Raw genomic sequence first — 20287 nt, 5'->3', positions numbered from 1 at the left:
CTTTTCTCCACTAAAGCCGCCACCACGCATCTCCGGACACGAATACTTGAGGATCGTTGTCCGGCTGCTATCCGCCCAATGATGGTGGCACCCACTCAGTGATGGTGTATTTCCACGGCGGCCAGTTGGTGCTGAATGCGCTTGCCGATGCCGCCGGCCTCGACCGAGCTTTTTGCTTGGTTTACGCTACTATTTAAGACCTACGGATAGTGAAGGAGGATCGTCATGGCACCTGTACGAGTGACGATTCAACCTGCTGTGCTGGCTTGGGCGGTATCCCGCACAGGGCTCTCACAATCCGCGCTACTCAAGCAATTCCCCAAAATCCATGAATGGGAAACTGGTGAAGAGCGTCCCACTCTAAAACAAGCGAAAGACCTAGCGAAGAAAGCTCATATCCCTTTCGGCAGGCTGCTTCTCGATGTCCCCACAGGCGATGGAGTTGAGGTCGCGGATTTTAGAACCGTGCGCAATGAGCAGCTCGATACCGTCAGCCCAGAGCTGCAGGAAGTCATGTTCGCTTCCCAGAGTCGCCTCGATTGGTACGCCGAATACGCACGGGACATCGGAATTGAGCCGCCGGAGCTTTTCCGTACCGCGACGATTTCTGAGTCTGCAACAGCTGCTGCCAGCAGCGTTCGGGACGTACTCCGCCTCACTCAAGAAACACCTCTTCCCGGGCGTGACAAAGTTCGTGAATTGGTTTCATTGATGGAAGATGCCGGGATACTCGTCGCCCGAAACTCCATTGCCGAAAACTCCACCCGTAGGGCACTTAATGTAGAGGAATTTCGTGGATTCACCCTTGAAGAGGATGGCTACTGCCTAGTTTTCATCAATACCCGCGATACCAAGACGGCTCAGCTTTTCAGTCTTGCGCACGAATTGGCGCACGTTGTGCTTGGCAAACCCGGAATTTCTGATCACTCGGAGCGCCTAGAAACTGAGCAATGGTGTAATCAATTTGCTGCGGCTTTCTTGTGCCCGGGAGCTTCCCTAGGGGAGAAATTCCAGCCCACTGACGAGCTAGCAGAACAGGTTCCCGCACTATCCAAGACATACGGCATGAGCCGCGAAGCATTGTTGTGGCGGCTGGTAGGACTTGGAATGGTCTCACAAGAAGAAGCTATTCCACTTGCGGCACGGTTCCGGAAAGAACAGGCGCTAATGAAGACTTCGCGAGATGCTAAAGGTGCGCCTCCCCGCCATGTCTTGATTAAAGCAAGGGTGGGAGAGAATTTTTTTGAGACAGTATTAGGTGCCGCAGAATCAGGAGTCCTACCTGAAAAACAAGCTGCAAGTCTTCTGGGAACAACAACGTATGATTCCTTTGAAAAGCTTGTGTCGGCTGCACGATCTTCGGGCAGAAAAGCGGTATAAGCGATGTACGTCATCGATACGAATTTTCTAGGTGAGTTAACGACTACTTATCCAGAAGACATATTCCCCAGCCTGTGGAAAGAGCTTGAGGTGAAGCTTTTTGTTCCGGGGATTTGCTTCCATGATGAGGTCCACGAAGAAATGAAGAGCTGGGGGCATCCTCGTTTTGCGTGGTATGAAAACCTTGTCCGCCCCAGCCAGCGGTTGTCTCCTGATGGGGAAGAAATCCTAGCCTATGAAGCGATGACACGTTGGGTCAGTATGGAGCGCGAGCCTAAATACAAAGCAAACGCAGTAAATATATTTTTGGATGCTGCAGATTCTTGGTTAGTTGCCTCCGCGTATCGGCATAACGCGAAGATTGTGACCAACGAGAAACCCGCGCCAGATGGAAAAGCACGAGTGAAGATTCCGGATGTAGCACAGCACTTTGGCGTCGAGTGTTTGGATGGTATTGATTTCTTAAGAAAACTTAATATCAGTATTTAGTCTCCTGTATGTGGTATAGAAAATTGTGGAGCTAAAACCGTGTGTATGTAGGTGAATATCTCGTCCGCGAGAGCATCGCTATGGTACTTCGAAAACATCATCGTACCTTTTCGCATTTGTCCGAGCGCCAATTCACGAGACTTGGCTCTTTTGAACCGGAGACTATTCATTGCTTTCCCACTTTATTGTTCTGGTTTAATTAAATCAGGCTGTGGGCGTGCCTTCCACGTAGGTGCGCGGAAACATTCGCGTGTGACTCTGGTCCTCTTATTAAAGGCAAAATCTCCACCACGCATTTCCAGAAACGAGGACTAACGTTGCCGGTATGAAGATCGTTGCCCGGCTGCTCTCCGTCCCGCTTGCGCTTGTCGCTTTCCTCACGCTGTGGCTTGCGGTGGCACCGTTTACGCCGCATATTCCGTATTGGGGTGCCGGCGCGCTCATCGGCCCGCAGTATATCGGGCCGGTGATTATCTTTTCCCTTATTCTCCTGGTCCTTGCGGCGCTTGGAAGGCTCGGCTCCCGCAGCTTCTACGTGCCAGGCGCGTTCGCGGCGGTTGCGCTCATTGCAGGTATCGCGCTTTTTGGGACGCAGATTCATGCTGCGAAGGAGCAGGGGACCGACGTGGATATTCGCGCCGCGTTTAGTTGGGCTGGTGTGGAAAGCACCGACGAGGGCCCTGATCATACGGTGGCCTACGATTCCTTCCATGGCGAGGACCTAGACATGGATATTTATACGCCCAATGATGGCGGCACCCACCCGGTGATGATGTATGTCCACGGCGGCGGCTGGGATCAGATGAATAAGCATTCCCAGGCGTTCAACATGCGTCAGATGGCGCAGCGCGGCTATCTCGTATTATCCGTCGATTACACGCTGTCCAGTTGGGAGCAGCCCACGTGGAAGGTGGCAGCGGGGCATGTGGGGTGCGCGATGAATTGGGTCAATGCCCATGCAGCGGATTATGACGGCGACCCAGGGCGTTTCTTTACATACGGCGAATCCGCCGGCGGCCAGTTGGTGCTGAATGCGACTGCCGATGCCGCCGCGCACCCCAACCACTTACCTTCCGCCGATTGTCCCGGCACGCCGGCCGTTCCCCGCGCCGTGTATGCGGACTCACCGGCCCTCGATGTCCGCCACATCTATGATTCTGACGATCCTTATGCCGCGCAGGGTTCCCGCGATACCGTGCAGAAATACCTGGGTGGAACGCCCGAGGAATATCCCGACCGTGCAGATTTCGTCACCTCAGCTACGCATCTCACCACGGATATGCCACCCATCAAGATTGTCCGCAGCGACAACGATCGTCTCGTTCCGCCGGAAAGCTACGACGATTTTCGCCGCATAGCCCAAGAAAAGAATATCGACCTTAGCGAATACGTGCGCCCACATGCTGACCACGCATCTGCCCTTAGCGCACATGGAGTCTGGAACCAGCACCTGCTCCGGGCGATGCCCCAATTCTTCGCCGAGCACGATCCACAAGGTTCTTAACCTGCCGAAACCCCTGGAGCTATGCGTGACTCATTTGGCTGACCTTGAAATGCTCGGAAACGGTTTTGATGGCTCCGAAAGCAGCCCAAGTGACGTGGAGGAGGAGCAGAACCAGCAGGGCGGCGCTCACGGTATCCATCCAGCCCAGGCCCCATGCCAGCGCCGCGGGCTGCGTGGATAGGGTATGGGTGCCAAGGCAGCAGGTGCCCACGGGGAAGGTGCTGGCCCACCAGCTGGGGTTATAGGACATCGGGGTATTTCCCAGGGCTGCGCCCCAATGCTTGGCGATGGCATAGACCGACAGCGGCACACCCAAGCCCAGCATCGCCACACCGTAGACCATGGCGCGGAAGTGCCATTGGTCACCGGCGAGAAGCTGCGCCGCGGCGGTGGACTGGCCGACCAAGCCCATCGGGATCCAAGCGGTGGCAGCGAAGTTAATGGGAACCTTGGGAAAGGTGTGCAGGTAAATAAAGGTAAATATCGGCATTCCCGTCACCAAAGCCACTACGAAGCAGAAAACGCCAACGCCGTGGACAAGCGAGCTCCACTCACCGACCTGCGTTGCCAGCTGCGCCGAAGAGGTTGCGGAAACCATCGGTGCCACCAGCGGCAGACCCAATGCAAAGGCGGGATCAGCGGGGTGGTTGAAGAAAAGATACTTTAAATATTTGATGCAGGTCATGAGGCTGAGGACGGTACCCACGGCCCAACACACAGTGTGAATCAACCAGGCATCAAGGATGAGGGAGTAGGCGCTACCCAATGCGAGGATGCCCATGGAGACCATGCCCCATGCAGGCATATCGTCGGAATGAAACCCAGGATTCCGGTACTTAATGAATCCCGCCGAGAGCGCCAAGAAGACAAGAGTTGCCACGCCGAGCATGATTTCAGCTGGAAGGTGCCCCAACACCGGACTCAGGTGGGCATCAATAAGGGATGAGGAGATCGATAGTCCCATGAGTGCTCCCGCCCAGGCAGGCCCTAGCGGCGGAATTTTCATGTCATTCCGAACTTTAAACATTTCAGGTTATGTGCTTCCTCATGCGTGCGGGGAGTGTGTAATCCGAACAGGATTCCAATGAATAAATATACTCCTACGTGAGGGGATGACAGGGATCGGGCTTCTTCCCGTTCCAGGCCGCCATGTCATGACGACGCGGCCTGCGCAATGTCGCAGACATCGAGAAACCGCAACATTCATCAGGCATAATGTTCCTATGTCAAAGTTCTCTGAGGTCCTGGAACAGCTGCGCGAAAACCAACCAAAGGCGAAGTATGGTATCGCTTTTGAAAAGCTGATGGTCAATTATTTTCAGACTGATCCCACTCTCAAGGCACAGTTTGATGAGGTCAGCCGGTGGACTGACTGGCGCTATAACGGTGGCAAGGCCGATACCGGGATTGACTTGGTAGCTCGCCGCCGCGATGACGGGACCTGGACTGCGATCCAGTGCAAGTTCTATGCCTCCACCGCGAGCATCCAGAAATCGCACTTAGATTCCTTCTTTGAGGCCTCAGGGCATTCTTTTGAAACGGAGCACGGGCGCGAGCACTTCAGCAGCCGGATTATTATTTCCACTACGGATCGCTGGTCCTCGCATGCTGAGGAAGCATTAGCCAACCAGATCATCCCCACTAGCCGCATTGGTATTTCCTCCATTGCGGAATCGCCCATCAACTGGGACGTGGCCTTTCCGGGCTCTGAGGTGCAGGATAAGAATATCCAAATTAACCTCTCCCAGCGCGAGACCTTTGAACCACGCCCGCACCAGCAAGCGGCCATTGATAAAGCCATCGAGGGCTTTGACACCCACGACCGTGGCAAGCTCATCATGGCCTGCGGCACCGGTAAGACGTTTACCGCGCTGCGCCTGGCAGAGCGTGTAGCGGAAAATAACGGCGGCAAGGCACGCATTTTGTTCCTTGTGCCTTCTATTTCTTTGCTCTCGCAAACCTTGAAGGAATGGACTGCGCAAGGACGCCTAGACATGCGTACTTTTGCGGTGTGCTCTGACTCGAAGGTATCCAAAAAGGCCGAAGATATTGCCGTCTATGACTTGGAAGTTCCCGTCTCTACCGATGGGGCAGACATTGCAAAGCGTTTTGCCTCTGGCAAACGCGCCAAGGGCCTAAATATCGTCTTTTCCACCTATCAATCCTTGCCGGCAGTACATGATGCACAGCAGCAGGGGTTGGATGACTTTGATCTGGTCATTTGCGATGAAGCCCACCGCACCACGGGTATTACGTTGGCGGGGGAGGACTCCAGCAACTTCGTGCGCGTGCACGATACGGATTACATCAAGGCCGCAAAGCGTTTGTATATGACTGCAACGCCACGGCTTTTCGATGACGCCGTTAAAGGCAAAGCCGCAGAGCACTCCGCCGAACTGACCTCCATGGATGATGAGGGAATCTATGGACCGGAGTTCTATCGTTTGGGTTTCGGCGAGGCCGTGGACAAGGGCTTGCTTACGGACTACAAGGTCCTCGTGATGACCGTCGATGAATCCGTGGCTGCTAACGCCATGGCGCATAGTGAAAATAACCAGATCAACCTGACGCTGGCCTCGGCGATGATCGGTGCGTGGAATGGCCTGGCTAAACGCTCGGGCGAGTTGCAGGGAAAGAAGGGCGGCTTCGACGAAAACGCGCGGCCTATGCAGCGCGCGGTGGCCTTTGCCAAAGACATTAAGACTTCCGAGCAAATTGCGGAGAGCTTTCCCTCCCTGATTAGGACTCATCAGGAGTTGCTCAAGGATAAGGCGGCGCTTAGCGATGTCTCTTTAACCAACGTCGACCTGCACATTGCCGCTCAGCACGTCGATGGTGGCATGAACGCCATGGAGCGCGGCACCAAGTTGTCTTGGATTGAATCGCCCGCGGCCGAAAATGAAGCCCGGATACTTACCAATGCGCGCTGCCTTTCGGAGGGCGTGGATGTACCTGCACTGGATTCGGTGATCTTCTTCAACCCCCGCAATTCTATGGTGGATGTGGTCCAGTCCGTGGGCCGCGTGATGCGTAAATCGGCGCGCAAGGATTATGGCTACATCATCTTGCCGGTTGCTGTCGCACAGGACGTGTCACCCTCGCAAGCCCTGAATGACAACCAACGCTTCAAGGTGGTCTGGCAGATTCTGAACGCACTGCGTGCACACGATGATCGCTTCAATGCCAAGATCAATTCCATTGCGCTCAATGGTGCAAACGCGCAAGATGAATTGCCTATTGACGTCAACCACGTTGGCGGTGACGAGGAGAAAAGCGATAAAGAAAAGCTAGAAGAGGCAGATCGCACCAAGTCCCCTGAGGCCTTTGAAGATTCCTCGGCCATGACGCAGCAGATTGCGTTGTTCTCTCTAGAGCAATGGCAAGAGGCCATTTACACCAAGCTGGTGGACAAGGTCGGCACCCGCTCCTACTGGGAAGACTGGGCCGATGACGTTGCCACTATCGCGGAAAACCAAATCACCCGCATTACCGCACTGGTAGACAATGCCGATGAAGACTTGCGCCAAGAATTCGATGAGTTTGTCGAGGGCCTGCGCAATAATTTGAACGATGGCATTACCGCCGATGATGCCATCTCCATGCTCTCGCAACACCTGATTACTGCACCGGTGTTCAACGCGCTATTTGAAAACCATGACTTCATTACGCATAACCCCGTGGCGCAGGTCATGGAGAAAATGGTTGCGGCCCTATCGAAGGCGAACCTGGATACGGAGACCGAATCGCTGGAAAAGTTCTACGAGTCTGTGCGCGTGCGCGCTTCCGAGGTAACCTCTGCTTCCGGTAAGCAGCAGGTGATTAAGGAACTGTATGAGCGCTTCTTCCGCAAGGCTTTCAAGAAGCAAGCGGAAGCCCTCGGCATTGTCTATACTCCGGTGGAAATCGTGGACTTCATCCTGCGCGCTGCCGATGAGGTCTCCCGCAAGCACTTTGACAAGGGGCTCAGCGATGAGGGTGTAAGTATCCTTGACCCCTTCGCTGGGACCTCGACGTTTATGGTGCGCTTATTGCAGTCTGGGCTGATTAAGCCAGAAGACATGGCACGAAAATATGCCAACGAGCTGTTTGCCACCGAGATTATGCTGCTGGCGTATTACGTCTCTGCCGTCAATATCGAGACCACCTATAATGCCCTGCGTGAGGAAGCCGCGCAGCGCAACGGTGAACCAACACCGGACTACGTGCCGTTTACCAACATTGCCTTGGCGGATACCTTCCAGGTCCACGAAGACGGCGATATTCCAGACCTCAACATCTTCCGCGAAAACAACGCCACCATCGAGCGGCAGAAGAATGCGCCCATCAACGTGGTCATTGGTAATCCGCCATACTCCGCGGGTCAAAAGTCCGCGAATGACCTCAACGCCAACCAGAAGTACCCCGGCTTGGATAAGCGCATCGCGGAAACTTACGCAGCGAAGTCCACGGCTACAAATAAAAACTCGCTTTACGACTCCTACCTGCGCGCTTTCCGATGGGCTACCGACCGCATCGGCGACCAAGGCGTGGTGGCGTTCGTATCCAATGGCGGGTGGATTGATGGCAACACCGGTGACGGTGTGCGCTTGTCGATGGCCGAGGATTTCACCGACCTTTATATTTTTAACTTGCGCGGCAACCAACGTACCGCTGGTGAACAGTCACGAAAGGAGGGCGGAAAAGTCTTCGGTTCGGGGTCCCGCAATACTGTAGCCATCGCGATCGGCATCAAAGATCCCACAAAGTCTGGCTTTCAGCTGCACTACCGAGACATCGGTGACTATCTCACCGCGGAAGAGAAGCTTGGGATCGTCGACTCCTCCTCGACAGAAACTATTGACTGGCAGACCATCGAGCCGAACAAAGAGGGTGATTGGCTCAACCAGCGCTCTGAGGAGTTCGAAACGTGGCCGGTTATTGGCGAAAAGAAGGGGAATTCAACGCGGATTTTCACAACATTTTCTGCGGGGCTGAAAACTGGGCGTGATTCCTGGGCATATGCTCAGACTAAAGAACAATTGACTGAGCAACTGGGACTGCTAACGGATACGTATACAAAAGCAATCGAGGAGCTCCAGCACTGGCTAGGAGACAAAGGTGTAACCAAGGCTAAAGAAGCTGATGTGACGGATTTCTTAAAGGGAAATACAAAATTCGCCGATACCAAAAACATTTCTTGGAATCAAACCCTTAAGAACTATGCGGCTAAGAGCGCAGAAATTGTTGTCAATCCAGCTAGATTCTATCCTTCGTTGTACCGTCCATTCACCAAGCAACATGTCTATTTTGAGCAAAAGCTCAATGATAGGACTTACCAATTGCCATCAATCTTTCCTACTCCTACACACAGTAATTTGGGACTATTGATCTCTGCCCCCGCTGCATCCGCACCGTTTACATGTACTGCAACTGATCGAATACCAGATCTTGTAGCCGTTGCAGGAGCAGGCAACCCAGGCCAATTCTTTCCCCGCTTCACCTGGACCCCAGTTGATGCCGAAGATGGTGGTCTGTTCGGTGAAGGGAACGTCGTCAAGCAAGGTGAGACCAGTGCTTACGGCCAAGTCGGTGAGGTTGTTGATGGGTATGTGCGGGTGGACAACATCACGGATGAGATTAAGCAAATTTACCGGGATGCGTTGGGCGGTGACGTCTCGGGCGATGACATCTTCCACTTTGTCTATGGCAAGCTGCATGATCCGGGCTATCGCACGCAGTATGCGGCGGATTTGAAGAAGATGCTGCCGCATATTGAAACACCAAACTCGCGTGCGGAGTTCGATAAGTTTGTTGCGGCGGGTAAGGAACTCATGGCGTTGCACGTGGATTATGAGTCCGTGGAACCCTGGCCGCTGGATATTCAGGTCAAGGGTGATGAGTCCAACCGTGAGACGTGGCGCGTGCAGAAGATGAAGTGGGCCAAGCGCAAGGATCCGGAAACGGGCAAGAACGTCAATGATGTGACGAAGTTGATCTACAACAAGCAGGTGACCATCTCCGGTATTCCGGCAGAGGCGGATGAGTACATGCTGGGTTCGCGCTCAGCGGTGGCGTGGTTGATTGACCGGTACCAGGTGAAGAAGGACAAAGCCTCCGGGATTGTAAATGACCCGAATGATTGGGCCGATGAGGTATGCAATCCGCGCTACATCGTGGATCTGATTGGCAAGGTCACTCGCGTGGCGATGGAGACCGTGCGGATCGTGGATGACTTGGAGATTGAAGAATAAGGCGGGGAGACGATTGGCAAAGCAAAAAAGCTCCTTTGAAATAGAAAAGACTATCCACCTGACTCCAACTGAATCTATTCAGCATGCGCTGGGGGCTAATCATGATATTTGTTCGGGCATCGATGAGTTGGTGGATAACTCCATTGATGCGAAGGCAGAAAAAATCTGCATTGTTTTCCATGTGGAGGGAAACAGACTGACCCAAATTGCGGTCCATGATGATGGTCGCGGTATGGATACTGCAACTATGGAACGTGTATTGCGACTAGGCGGGCATGAATCGCAATCACATAGCAATATTGGTATCTACGGCATGGGGCTCAAGGAAGGCTCATATGCCAATGCCGATACGGTCACCGTGCTTTCCCGAGTGAAAGGGCAATTTCCAGCGGGGATTCGACTGCATAAGGAAAGCTTTACTGCGGATGTGTTGAAACAGCAGACAACGACTACCGCGTGGAATTTCAGAGATCGACTCGTAAATCTCAAACGCGGTACATCGATTCTCTGGAACGATCTGACGGGAATTTATGAAGGAAGCGATGAGGGAGAGGCAAACAGGTTTCTCTCCAAGACGAGTGAAAAGCTCCGCCGACATTTAGGGATCCGTTATCACCGTTTTCTCCAGGACAATCGCGTAGACATCAAAATGTTTATGCTTTATGACGAATTCAGTCCTGTACCTGCTCCAGATATTAAGCCCATTGATCCATGCGGTTACCGGAAGTCAGGGGATAGCCGCTACCCACTCCGTCTCACGGAGCATGGGGAAGAAGCGGGACTTGGCGTTACCGCACATATCTGGACCAATCGATCCAAAGCGGATGAGTTCGGATTGGAAGGAAAGGACGAACTTGGGCATCAAGGTTTTTACATCTATATCGCAGACCGTTTAATTACGCAGGGCGGCTGGTGCGGATTTCAGGAACCCCGAAAAGACTACAAATTGCTGCGTATTGTCATCGATGATCCACGAGTGGTTAACGAGTACATCACTATCAGCCCGCAAAAAGGTTCTGTGAGACTTGGAGAAGGGTTTCATCGATTTATTGAGCAATTGCGAGTATGCGGAGACCAGACAAAGAGTTTTGCTGACGTGTGCGACGATGCAATCGCAGTACTTCGCAATTCTAATAAGAAATCTGGTAACCCAGATGTCCTGGCAGAGGCCGGGCAGGGGATTGCTCCACCAATCAAAGAAGCAATCGAAGACGAGGCGGTTTTAAAGAAGGGCGACTCGGTCAATGTTGTGTGGGCGGATCTTGAAGGCGATACATTCGTAGAGGTTTCTCCGCGTGATAGCACGGTTAAGATCAATCGCCAGTATCGAAAGATGGTTAACCCTGGCAGAGGTGCCCTCAATGATGCGCCACTGTTAAAAACACTTCTGTATTTGCTCTTCAATGACATAGCTACGTCAAAACAAACCAGAAAATCGAAAGCTAATGCTTCTTTGTGGTCTGAGCTTCTTACTGTCGCGGCCAAAGAGCAGGAGCGTCAGGAAAAACTCCGCTAGGCCCAAATATAAACTCACCGATAGAACAGACGTTTGATTGTGGCCCGTTTCCTCCGCCAGATGTCTGTTGGCGCTGTAGTCTAGATCTCAATTGATGTGAGCCACCAAATTTCCAGTGCTAAACATCGATGGAGAAGTACAGATCAGAGGAGACAATATCTTGACCAGCAGTCACGACAGCCAGGCAACGAGTTTCCCATCGTTGAAGGAAGCTATCGGCAATGTTCTCAATCCGTCGGATTTAAAGCTCTTTGCGTCATTGCAAGACAGGCTTAAGCTGATGGAGGGGATGGAGGTCGATGCTTCTACGATTCTTAAGTACATCGAGGAAGCTGATGATAACGATATCCAGCCATTGATAACGTTCATCGTGGCAGCGAAGGATGCTGACGCCGCAGTTGTTAAACCTGAAACCCAAACGCCTCCAGATAGTGACGAACGATTTCAATGGGTGATCGCCCAACTTGGGCTAGGTGACTTTGCGGCAGCGGTGGAGAAACGTATGCCGGACCCTGAGCCCGCGGTTATTATCGAGGAAAATTTTACCGAGTGGTATACGCCGGAAAGGCAGCAAGAAAATACTCGCTACTGGGATGACTACCGGAGGGTCCTCAGTAGAAATAACTGGGACGCTGAGTCCATCGATACTGTTGGCACGCAGGCTACGGAGGTAATTCGCCGTTTAGAAGATCCGAAGAAGCCGCACTACCTTTCCTCAAGGGGGCTCGTGGTTGGCTATGTCCAGAGCGGCAAGACGGCCAACTTCACGGCTGTCACTGCGAAAGCTATTGACGCTGGTTACAGGTTTATTATCATCCTTGCCGGCACAATGGACAACCTGCGAGATCAAACACAACGTCGTTTAGACAAAGAGCTGTGCGGCAAAGAATCGGTGTTAAGTGGCCTCGATGAGGATAACCTTACCGCAAAAGAACGAAAAGATGAGACCTATTTCAATGGAGACGAAGAGTGGGATCGTGACTGGGACGAAGCAGGTAGCGCATTTGTCAGTCATGGTCCTGCCTTTGGAACCAAAGGGTTTCCACGTATTAAGCGCGTGACGACTTCGGTTCGCGACTACCGCAGAACCGGAACAAGTGCGATTGAAATTGAGCGCCCGGATAAGTCAAAGCCTGTTCATCATCCAGATAACCTGGACAACATGCCTTGCCTTGTTGCGGTGGTAAAGAAAAACTCCTCTGTGCTCAAAAACCTCAACTCGGATTTGCGTCGTGCTGCGCGGCTTAATGAGGATTTGAAGCATCTGCCGGTTTTGGTCATTGATGATGAGTCTGATCAAGCGTCCATTAACACGAAAAGGCAGAAGAAGGAAGACATCAAAGAGGAACGGGAACGTACTGCAGTTAATGATCAGATTACGCAGCTGCTTAGTAACTGCCCCCGGGCCCAGTACGTCGGTTATACAGCCACACCATTCGCCAACGTCTTTGTTGATCCTTCTGACCCGGTAGATCTATATCCGCGGCATTATGTGCTCATGCTCAACGAACCTCCTGCGTACCGTGGGGCAAAGTGGTTTCACGATCGCATGGATTTTGCAGATGCCCCAGAGGAAGCCACTCGCGAAAACTCCCAGAGCGAAGCGTTTATTCGTGACATCGTTGATTCCCGTGAATTAGACGATGATGCATTCGACCAAGAGCGCGCAGAGGAATTGGAAGAAGCGCTCGATATGTTTGTCCTTACCGGTGCGATTAAGAAATTCCGGGAAGCTAAGCACCCTGGGCTGACGTTCAAACATCACACCATGTTGGTCCATGAAGGTACCGGAACTGCAATCCATGAAGATGGCAAGAAAATCCTGGAAAGGATTTGGCGTAGCCGCGGATACAATCTGTCTCGGCCGATTCCAGACATGAAGCGGTTATTTGAAGAAGACCTTCTTGATGTCATGAATATCGAAAGATACAGGGAAGGTTTTGCCGTTCCGCAGACCTATGAGGAGCTCCTTCCCTACATCAATCAAGCTTATGCCGAAATGATGGTGGGCGTGCAGGCAGGGGATTCGCCGATTCTTCAAGTGGATACTCAAGGAAAGCAAAGTCCTAACTTTGAATCAGGGCGTGTGTGGAAGATTCTTGTCGGCGGGGCGAAGCTTTCTCGTGGCTACACGGTCGAGGGCCTGACTATTTCTTATTTCCGCCGGCGTGCCGGAAGCGCGGATACTTTGATGCAGACTGGTCGCTGGTTTGGATTCCGAAAGGGATACCAAGATCTTGTACGGCTTTATGCACCGCAGGATTTGGTGGAACTTTTTGAGGCAGCGATGCATGATGAAGAGGTTTTCCGGGACAACGTGAAGATTTATGCAGACAATCCTCAAGACTCTGATAAGCGTTTGACGCCGAGTCGTATTGCTCCTCTGGTGCGGCAATCTTTGCCGGACTTGAAGCCAACGAACTCAAATAAGATGTTTAATGCTTATATCCGCTCTACCGCGGCTGCGCCGAATGTTGTGGAGCTGAACTCAATTCCGGATCGCCAAAGCAGAAAAGATTTGGAGTGGAACTTCCAAGAAGTTGGAATTCCCCTGTTGAAGAGTCTTGACCCTAGCGTTGCGAAACTGGCTTACTTCCGCTTGGAGGGGATGCGGAGCGGCAAGCCCTTTGCACACGCTGGATATAAGGATTTCCACGTAGGAACTGTCGCTGCCGATTCGTTTGTGAACCTCCTTGAAGCTATGAAGTGGTATGAGGGGTCAAACTACAAGGAAAACATCGTCAATCCGCATGTCCGCTATCTTCGCGGGTTGATAGGGGATGGCAAGCATGCAAGTGTAGCGGGCTCTGACTTTCGCGAGGTTGCGGTTATGCTGCCGATTTTGTCCAAAAATCCTAAAACCGTCGAAGTCCCAGGTGTTCCGTTTCCCGTGCCACTAGTAAAGCGCAGTCGCCGTGAAGAACGTCATGACATCACCGGTACGGATCGAAAGAACACCTACATCATGCAAAGCGTAGCGAGCGGTCAGTCCGTATTGTCCCCGCGGGTTGATGACTTGATGGAATACTCGCAATTTCTCCGCAGCAGCTTCACCAAGATCAAGGGGGAAGAGCCATTTGAATTAACTTCGTTCGACGCGAAGAAGCGCGGGGCCGTTCTCGTGACCGTCTTCGACGATCGGAACCAAGACGCGGTAGCGAAGAGTGAAGTAGACGGCACCTACACTCCACCGCGTTGGGAGAAGGGGGAAGTAGGATTGGCCCTTGCCTTTAATTCACCACATGAAGCTGTGCGCGGTACCGGCAACGTAGTTGAATGGGGCGTACATTTGCGCGGCAACGGCGATGGAGAAGATGTCGTTATTGAAAGCATGGACGCCCAAAAATAGGTATTACGGGTAATCAGGTGGGGTTGCCCGCAAATCGTGGACACGTTGTTAAGCCGCTTAGGGGTTAAGCAGCGGCCTTCTTATTACCATTTTGATCAGCGAGCTGGGCTTCGAAATCGACGGGGCTTACCATCCCGATGGACGAGTGGCGACGGCGCCGGTTGTAGACAATCTCAATCCAGCGAGCCACCGCCTTCCGGGCTTCGTCACGGGTTCGCCATTTCCTCCGGTCATAGAATTCGGTCTTCAATGTCGACCAGAACGACTCGGCCATCGCATTGTCAAAGCAGACACCAGTACGGCCGACCGATTGAGCAATACCTAGTTGCTGGCAAACATTCCACAATTGTTCACTCGTGAACTGAGTGCCACGATCTGCGTGGAATACCACGCCATCGGGTACGTCACCACGCAGGGTATAAGCCATGCGCAGTGCACGTTCAACCAGGTAAGAATCCTGCACACTATCCATGGACCAGCCTAGGACTCGGCGGGAGTGTCCATCGCGGATAACGCATAGGTACAGCCAGCCCTCACTCGTGCGTAGATAGGTAATATCCGACATCCACACTCGATTAAGCTGCCCTTGATCAAATAGGCGTTTCACCAGGTCTGGAAGCGTGGACCTCCGCTTGGATTGAATCGTCGTTACGGGAACAAACGCCCTGGGCGAGATGCCCTCAATACCCATCATCCGCATGCGCTTGGCCACGGTTTTACGATTCACATAGACCCCACCCTCGGCGAGTTCTGCAGTAATCCGTGGGGCACCGTAGACTTCGTCAGAATCTTCCCAGATGTCATGAATTTTCCTGTCTAACTGGTCGAGGAATCTCTGACGCTGATTTTCACCACGAAGCCGTACTGCTTGAGCCTTGTGCCATTTATAGTAGCCAGAACGAGAAACCTCTAATAACCTGCTCATTCGTTTGATGCTGTAGTTCGCCTTGCTCTGGCTGCATTAGCTCAAATTTTTCCGATCGCGTTGCTTCGCAGCGAAGAAGGCGGTGGCTTTTGACAAGAACTCATTATCCATCTTGGCCTCAGCTAACTCACGACGCAGGCGAGCGTTTTCGGCTCGTATATCGGCATCACTGCGGCCATCTACCGAGCCTTGGCGTTCCCGCTCAAGTTTGACCCACCTGCCTAAAATTGTGGCCGATACGCCAATTTCCTTAGCCACATGAGCGATTGGGCGCCCAGACTCAATGACCAGTCTGGCGGCCTCCTGCCGGTACTCCGGGGTGTACTTCTTCCTTGACGAACTCACAATGAACATCCTCTCCTACGGACACAAGATCCGCACTAATCGGGTGTCCACTAAACGAGGGTAACCTCACAGGTTACTCGTATAGCCCTGAGGTCATCTTTCCTTGAAGCTTCCCGCCCACGCCCGTAGACTTACGGTATCGTAACTTAGCTTTAGTGGAAGAAAGAAGTATCGCTGTGGCTCAGATACATGCTGAAGGCAATCAAGAAGCGGGGAAGTATTCCTTGAGGGAAGGCTTGGTGCAGCGCACCTATTGGATGGCGGACCGCGGCGAGCGGCCGCTGACCCGTGGCTGGGGTCATGCGCTGGCGGCGTTGCTCTCTGTCATTGCCTCCACCGTGCTTATTACGTATGCGTGGATGACGCTGCAGTGGTGGCAGGGACTGGGAGTGACGGTCTACGGTTTGGGCTTGGTGGGTCTTTTTGGTGTGTCCGCGCTGTATCACCGCTACCCGTGGGCTAGTCCGCGGGTGGTGCAGTGGTGGCGCCGGGCGGATCATGCGACGATTGCAGTGTTTATTGCCGCGACTTACACGCCGTTGTGTTTGATTGCGTTATCCCCAGGGCAGGCTGCCTGGATGCTAGCCACTGCGTGGGCGGGCGCGATTTTGGGCGTGATATTGAGCCTCGTGTGGATTGAGCACCCTAGATGGTTGGACGTTGTGGTCTATTTGGCGCTGGGCTGGTTGGTGCTACCGCTGTTGCCCACGCTGTGGAGCCAGGCCGGTCCGGCGGTGGTCTGGCTACTGTTAGCCGGCGGCGTTGTCTACTCCGTGGGTGCGCTGGTCTATGGCTTTAAGTGGCCCGGGCGCAACGCGCGTTATTACGGCTATCACGAGCACTTCCACACCGCGACCATCGCGGCGGCGGTAGTGCACCTCGTGGCGGTGTGGCAGGTTGTCGTAGGGGCTAGCTAGACCACGTTCTTCATCGTAATCTGAAGCGCCTGAGTGATCGCGTTTACGAATCTCTTGTTTAAGCAAGACTATGCCGGTACCGTCCACTTTCTGGGGGTCGGGCCCTTCCGCATTGTTTGTTCACCTTGCATGCCACACGGACGAGGAAAGTGGCGACCTTTTCCTCGTCCGTTGGTGCTTCTTTATTAGATGGCATTCCTGTTTAGCGGTTTGCCAAAATCCGGAAAGTTTCCCACCAGTCGTGTTCGACTTGCTTGGCTTGTGGTGAAGCTAAAATCTGCTCCACGTCCCCGTCGAGTTCGACATTGGGTAAGAGAATTTCTGGTGATTGAAGGGGAGATTGAGGAGTGGGCTTGCGCGAGTCTAATGCTTGGGAAAACTCTTGAAGTATTGCCGTAGCTTGGAGAACCTCGTTCGATTTTTGATCTTTCGCAATGCCACGACGGGCCTTGTTCCAGGCAAGTCCATGACTCAAATCAGACAGCTTGGTGAAGTCAACGCCACCGTAGAAAGCAATAATGCTATCTACTACTTCGCGCTCGTATGCACTTAGATTTTCGGTAAGGCCCCCAGGCACGCAAGGAATCGGCCAAGGACGGTGGGAGCCCGCTACCTGCCATGTCCGAGCGTGTAGCTCACGGGAGACGGGGCCATGCCGCCAAGCCTGAAACTCTTCGCAAAACATTGGCCGCCCTGTCCACGCGAAATGCCAGCCTTGGGAAAAGTAGCACAGCTTGTACAGCTTAAGCTTATCTACATTGGGAATACGTTCAGTGATGTATTGTCCCGCATCTACAATGCTAGCCATGCTCTCCTCCTTTCAATGCTGCGACAAATTATACGGCCTCATTCGTTAGCAGGGAAGAGCTTCTGTGCATCGGTTCCGGTGGCCACGGCGGCGGCCAGCAGCATGCGGGATTGGGGCGCGCGGAGATCGCCGGAGGTGATAACGCCGGCATCGGCAAGCGTGGCGCCGCCACCGGCACCGCCGTAGATGCCGGCGACGGGGCCGTGATCCACGCGGGTGGAAAGCACGACTGGGACGGTCTTGGCGGCTTCCATGGCGGCGTTGGCCAGATCCGGGCCGATGTTGCCGGAACCCATGCCTTCAATCACAATGGCCTGTGCGCCCTTGGCCAGGGACTGCTCAATCAGATCGGCAGGGGCGCCGGGGTAGGCGGCGATGATGTCCACGCGGACATCGCGCAGCGGCGAGAGGTCGAGGGGGTCGGGGCGCTCCGGGAACTTCTCCTTGCTATTGGTGGCAAAGCCGTCGGCCTTTTCCGTGTCCGATTTAAACGCACCGCGAGCTGGGATAACCTTGCTGCCAAAGGCGATGAATGTGCCGTGGCCGGCATAGTCCGGGTTGGTGACGGTCTCTACTGCGGTGGCGAGGTTTTCTGGCCCATCCGGGTTGGAATCATCGAAGGGGCGCATCGCGCCGGTGAGTGCAACTGGCTTGTCGCTGTCGTGGAAGGTGTCGAGCGCAATGGCGGTTTCTTCCATGGAGTCCGTGCCGTGGGTGACGATGACACCATCGACGTCATCGCGCTGCAGCTGTTCGTGGACGGCGGTGACGATCTTATCGGTATCGGCCAAGGTCATCGCGGAGGAATCCAGGTTCGCAATGTCCTTGACCTCGAGGTCCAGCTTGTCTTTATCGAATTCGTCATACAGTGGCTCTACCAGGTCAGAGCCGGTGACGGTGGGAACCACCGCGCCCTTGTCATCATGGGTGCTGGCGATGGTGCCGCCGGTGGAAAGAACCACGACGTGGCCTTCAATGGAGGAGCGCTCCTTGGCCGCTGCGCCAGCGGCCTTGGAGGAGGTGGCGCTGCTGGAGCTCGAACTCGTAGCGGAGCTGCTGGCGCTACTGGAGCTGGTCGCGGAGCTGGAGCTCGACGCGGTCGTGGATGACTCCGAGGTTTCTTCCGTGGTGGACGCAGACGAGCTGGTCGTCTGCGTGGCGGAGGCATCGTCCTTGTCGGTCTGGTTAGCCGGGTTCTGGCAGGAGGCCAGCAGCAGCGCGGAGGCAACTAATGCGGCGGAGTACTGTACCCTGCGGCGCAGGCGTGGGTTAGACATATCAACTCATTTCTCTAGCGTGGTTTCTGTTACCTATTTAATACCACGCTAGGGTATAAGCGCCGCGCAATCGAAAATGTGTTGGAAATTTAATCCACGTGTTGGTGGTGCGGCGCCACAATGAGCGGCTTAGGGGTGTACTCGCCGCGCAGTTCGCGCAAGATATTGGCGTGTTCGGCCAAGCGGATGTCTTCCTCCGTCCGCGGGGTGAAGGTGCGCGCGGTCATCGGCTGCCCATCGCGGTCCATGCCAATATAGGCCACGGTGGCGTGGATGGCGGTCTTTAAATTGTCGCGGCCGCCGCGGGGATCGCCGGCGCGCACGTGCACTGACATCTGCATCGAACGGCGGTCGGTGCGCATCATGCGGGCATCGACCTCAATGAGATCCCCGATGGAAATGGGCTTATAAAAGCGGATGCCGCCGGCATAGACGGCCACGGTGCGCTCACCGGACCACTCCATGGTGCAGGCGGTGCCGGCCTCATCGATCCACTGCATCGCGGTGCCGCCGTGCACCTTGCCGCCCCAGTTGACGTCGGTGGGCTTGGCCAAAAAGCGGTTGACCATCCGTGGGGCATCGGAAGGCCCATCGTAGGTTTGCTTGTCCATCTCCAGCTCGATGGCCTTGCGCAGCTCGATGCGGGATTTCGCGGCCTCGGCCACGCGCAGGTGCTCATCGGTATCCGGCACGAAGGTGGGAACCGGGGTGGTCTTATCGCTTTCGGGATCCTTGGCCACGAAGATGACCAGGCAATCGCAGGCGCGGGTGAAAATTCCCTCGCGGGGATCGGCAGACAGCACCTCGTTGATGATGTGCATGGAAGACCGGCCGGTCATCGCGATGCGCGAGCGCACCTCCACGATGTGCCCGGAGGGAATGGGCCGGGTGAAGTGGATATGGCCCACATAGGCGGTCACGCAGTACTGCCCGGACCACTGCACGGCGCAGGCGTAGGCGGCCTTATCGATCCATTCCAGCACGCGCCCGCCATTGATGCCGGGGGCGCCGGCCATGGTGACATCGGTTGGCGATGCCATAAAGCGCAGCGTCAGGGTAGGGGACTTCTGGGTTTCCGCAGCAGCGTCAGTAGGTGACATAAACAATAAGATAACAGTAGCTATGCTGTGGCTATGCCTAAACCCGTAGATCCCGCCGCCACGCGCGCGGCCATAATCGCCATCAAGGATTGGATTCAGGACCCGGACGGGCAACAAAAGCCAGGCAGGGCCCTGCTTGCCGATGCCGTCCGCCGCACCGCCCGCACCCTCGAGGCCGACGCGCCGGGGCACTCGGTGGAGCTGCGCGTACCCCCATTTGTTGCGGTGCAGTGCATTGAAGGCCCCCGCCACACGCGCGGCACCCCACCCAATGTGGTGGAAATGGATGCGGAGAACTGGCTGCGTTTGGCCACCGGTGTCACGGACTGGGACGAGGTCAAAAACACAGGTCGCGTCGATGCTTCCGGGTCGCGTTCAGGGGAGATTGCACAGTGGCTTCCCATCATTCCGTTAGTTTTCGACGGCCCAACGCGCTAATATAAACGC

At 54.4% G+C, this 20287-nt stretch carries 12 protein-coding genes and 1 pseudogene; 8 read left to right on the top strand and 5 right to left on the bottom strand.

Annotated features, from left to right (window positions below; genetic code table 11):
* Nucleotides 1–225 precede the first annotated feature (225 nt).
* From CACC_RS09815 to CACC_RS09805, 3 genes are all read left to right on the top strand, one after another.
* Entirely contained in the window at nucleotides 226–1380 is a 1155-nt protein-coding gene (locus CACC_RS09815; RefSeq protein ID WP_005279586.1) for an ImmA/IrrE family metallo-endopeptidase, read from the top strand.
* Between the two features lie 3 nt (nucleotides 1381–1383).
* Complete coding sequence (locus tag CACC_RS09810; protein ID WP_005279588.1) at nucleotides 1384–1869, top strand: DUF4411 family protein; 486 nt, start codon at nucleotides 1384–1386, stop codon at nucleotides 1867–1869.
* A gap of 325 nt (nucleotides 1870–2194) precedes the next feature.
* Entirely contained in the window at nucleotides 2195–3373 is a 1179-nt protein-coding gene (locus CACC_RS09805; protein WP_005279589.1) for an alpha/beta hydrolase family protein, read from the top strand.
* A 19-nt stretch (nucleotides 3374–3392) separates the two neighbouring features.
* Here the strand turns inward: CACC_RS09805 and CACC_RS09800 are convergent, their stop codons facing one another.
* A complete protein-coding gene (locus CACC_RS09800; protein WP_283939274.1) occupies nucleotides 3393–4379 on the bottom strand; it encodes a TDT family transporter in 987 nt (328 codons plus the stop codon).
* Between the two features lie 217 nt (nucleotides 4380–4596).
* Between CACC_RS09800 and CACC_RS09795 the strand changes: the two genes are divergently transcribed.
* From CACC_RS09795 to CACC_RS09785, 3 genes are all read left to right on the top strand, one after another.
* Nucleotides 4597–9603 carry a DEAD/DEAH box helicase gene (locus CACC_RS09795; RefSeq protein WP_005279593.1) on the top strand — a complete coding sequence of 1669 codons (5007 nt, stop codon included), beginning with the start codon at nucleotides 4597–4599 and terminating at the stop codon, nucleotides 9601–9603.
* Between the two features lie 13 nt (nucleotides 9604–9616).
* On the top strand, nucleotides 9617–11119 hold the full coding sequence (locus CACC_RS09790; protein ID WP_005279594.1) for an ATP-binding protein: 1503 nt from the start codon (nucleotides 9617–9619) through the stop codon (nucleotides 11117–11119).
* Between the two features lie 160 nt (nucleotides 11120–11279).
* Nucleotides 11280–14468, top strand: coding sequence for a Z1 domain-containing protein (locus CACC_RS09785; RefSeq protein ID WP_244262163.1), 3189 nt, complete (start codon nucleotides 11280–11282; stop codon nucleotides 14466–14468).
* A gap of 64 nt (nucleotides 14469–14532) precedes the next feature.
* Here CACC_RS09785 and CACC_RS09780 read toward each other — a convergent pair.
* Nucleotides 14533–15747 (bottom strand): annotated as a pseudogene (locus tag CACC_RS09780) (IS3 family transposase).
* A gap of 248 nt (nucleotides 15748–15995) precedes the next feature.
* Between CACC_RS09780 and trhA the strand changes: the two are divergent.
* Nucleotides 15996–16655 carry a PAQR family membrane homeostasis protein TrhA gene (trhA, locus tag CACC_RS09775; protein ID WP_244262164.1) on the top strand — a complete coding sequence of 220 codons (660 nt, stop codon included), beginning with the start codon at nucleotides 15996–15998 and terminating at the stop codon, nucleotides 16653–16655.
* Nucleotides 16656–16857: 202 nt separating this feature from the next.
* Here the strand turns inward: trhA and CACC_RS09770 are convergent, their stop codons facing one another.
* The 3 genes from CACC_RS09770 to CACC_RS09760 all read right to left on the bottom strand — a co-directional run bounded on the left by CACC_RS09770 (nucleotide 16858) and on the right by CACC_RS09760 (nucleotide 19840).
* Nucleotides 16858–17463, bottom strand: coding sequence for a Panacea domain-containing protein (locus CACC_RS09770; RefSeq protein WP_005279603.1), 606 nt, complete (start codon nucleotides 17461–17463; stop codon nucleotides 16858–16860).
* A gap of 38 nt (nucleotides 17464–17501) precedes the next feature.
* Nucleotides 17502–18740: an asparaginase gene (locus CACC_RS09765; RefSeq protein ID WP_035108540.1), complete on the bottom strand. Its 1239-nt coding sequence runs from the start codon at nucleotides 18738–18740 to the stop codon at nucleotides 17502–17504.
* 89 nt (nucleotides 18741–18829) lie between these two features.
* Complete coding sequence (locus CACC_RS09760) at nucleotides 18830–19840, bottom strand: acyl-CoA thioesterase (RefSeq protein WP_005279607.1); 1011 nt, start codon at nucleotides 19838–19840, stop codon at nucleotides 18830–18832.
* 33 nt (nucleotides 19841–19873) lie between these two features.
* Between CACC_RS09760 and CACC_RS09755 the strand changes: the two genes are divergently transcribed.
* The gene (locus CACC_RS09755; protein ID WP_005279608.1) at nucleotides 19874–20278 is read left to right on the top strand and encodes a sterol carrier family protein; all 405 of its coding nucleotides are present in this window, start codon (nucleotides 19874–19876) and stop codon (nucleotides 20276–20278) included.
* The last annotated feature ends 9 nt before the right edge of the window (nucleotides 20279–20287 follow it).

This window comes from Corynebacterium accolens, from assembly GCF_023520795.1.
Taxonomy (GTDB): domain Bacteria; phylum Actinomycetota; class Actinomycetes; order Mycobacteriales; family Mycobacteriaceae; genus Corynebacterium; species Corynebacterium accolens.
This window is presented reverse-complemented; position numbering and strand designations above follow the sequence as displayed.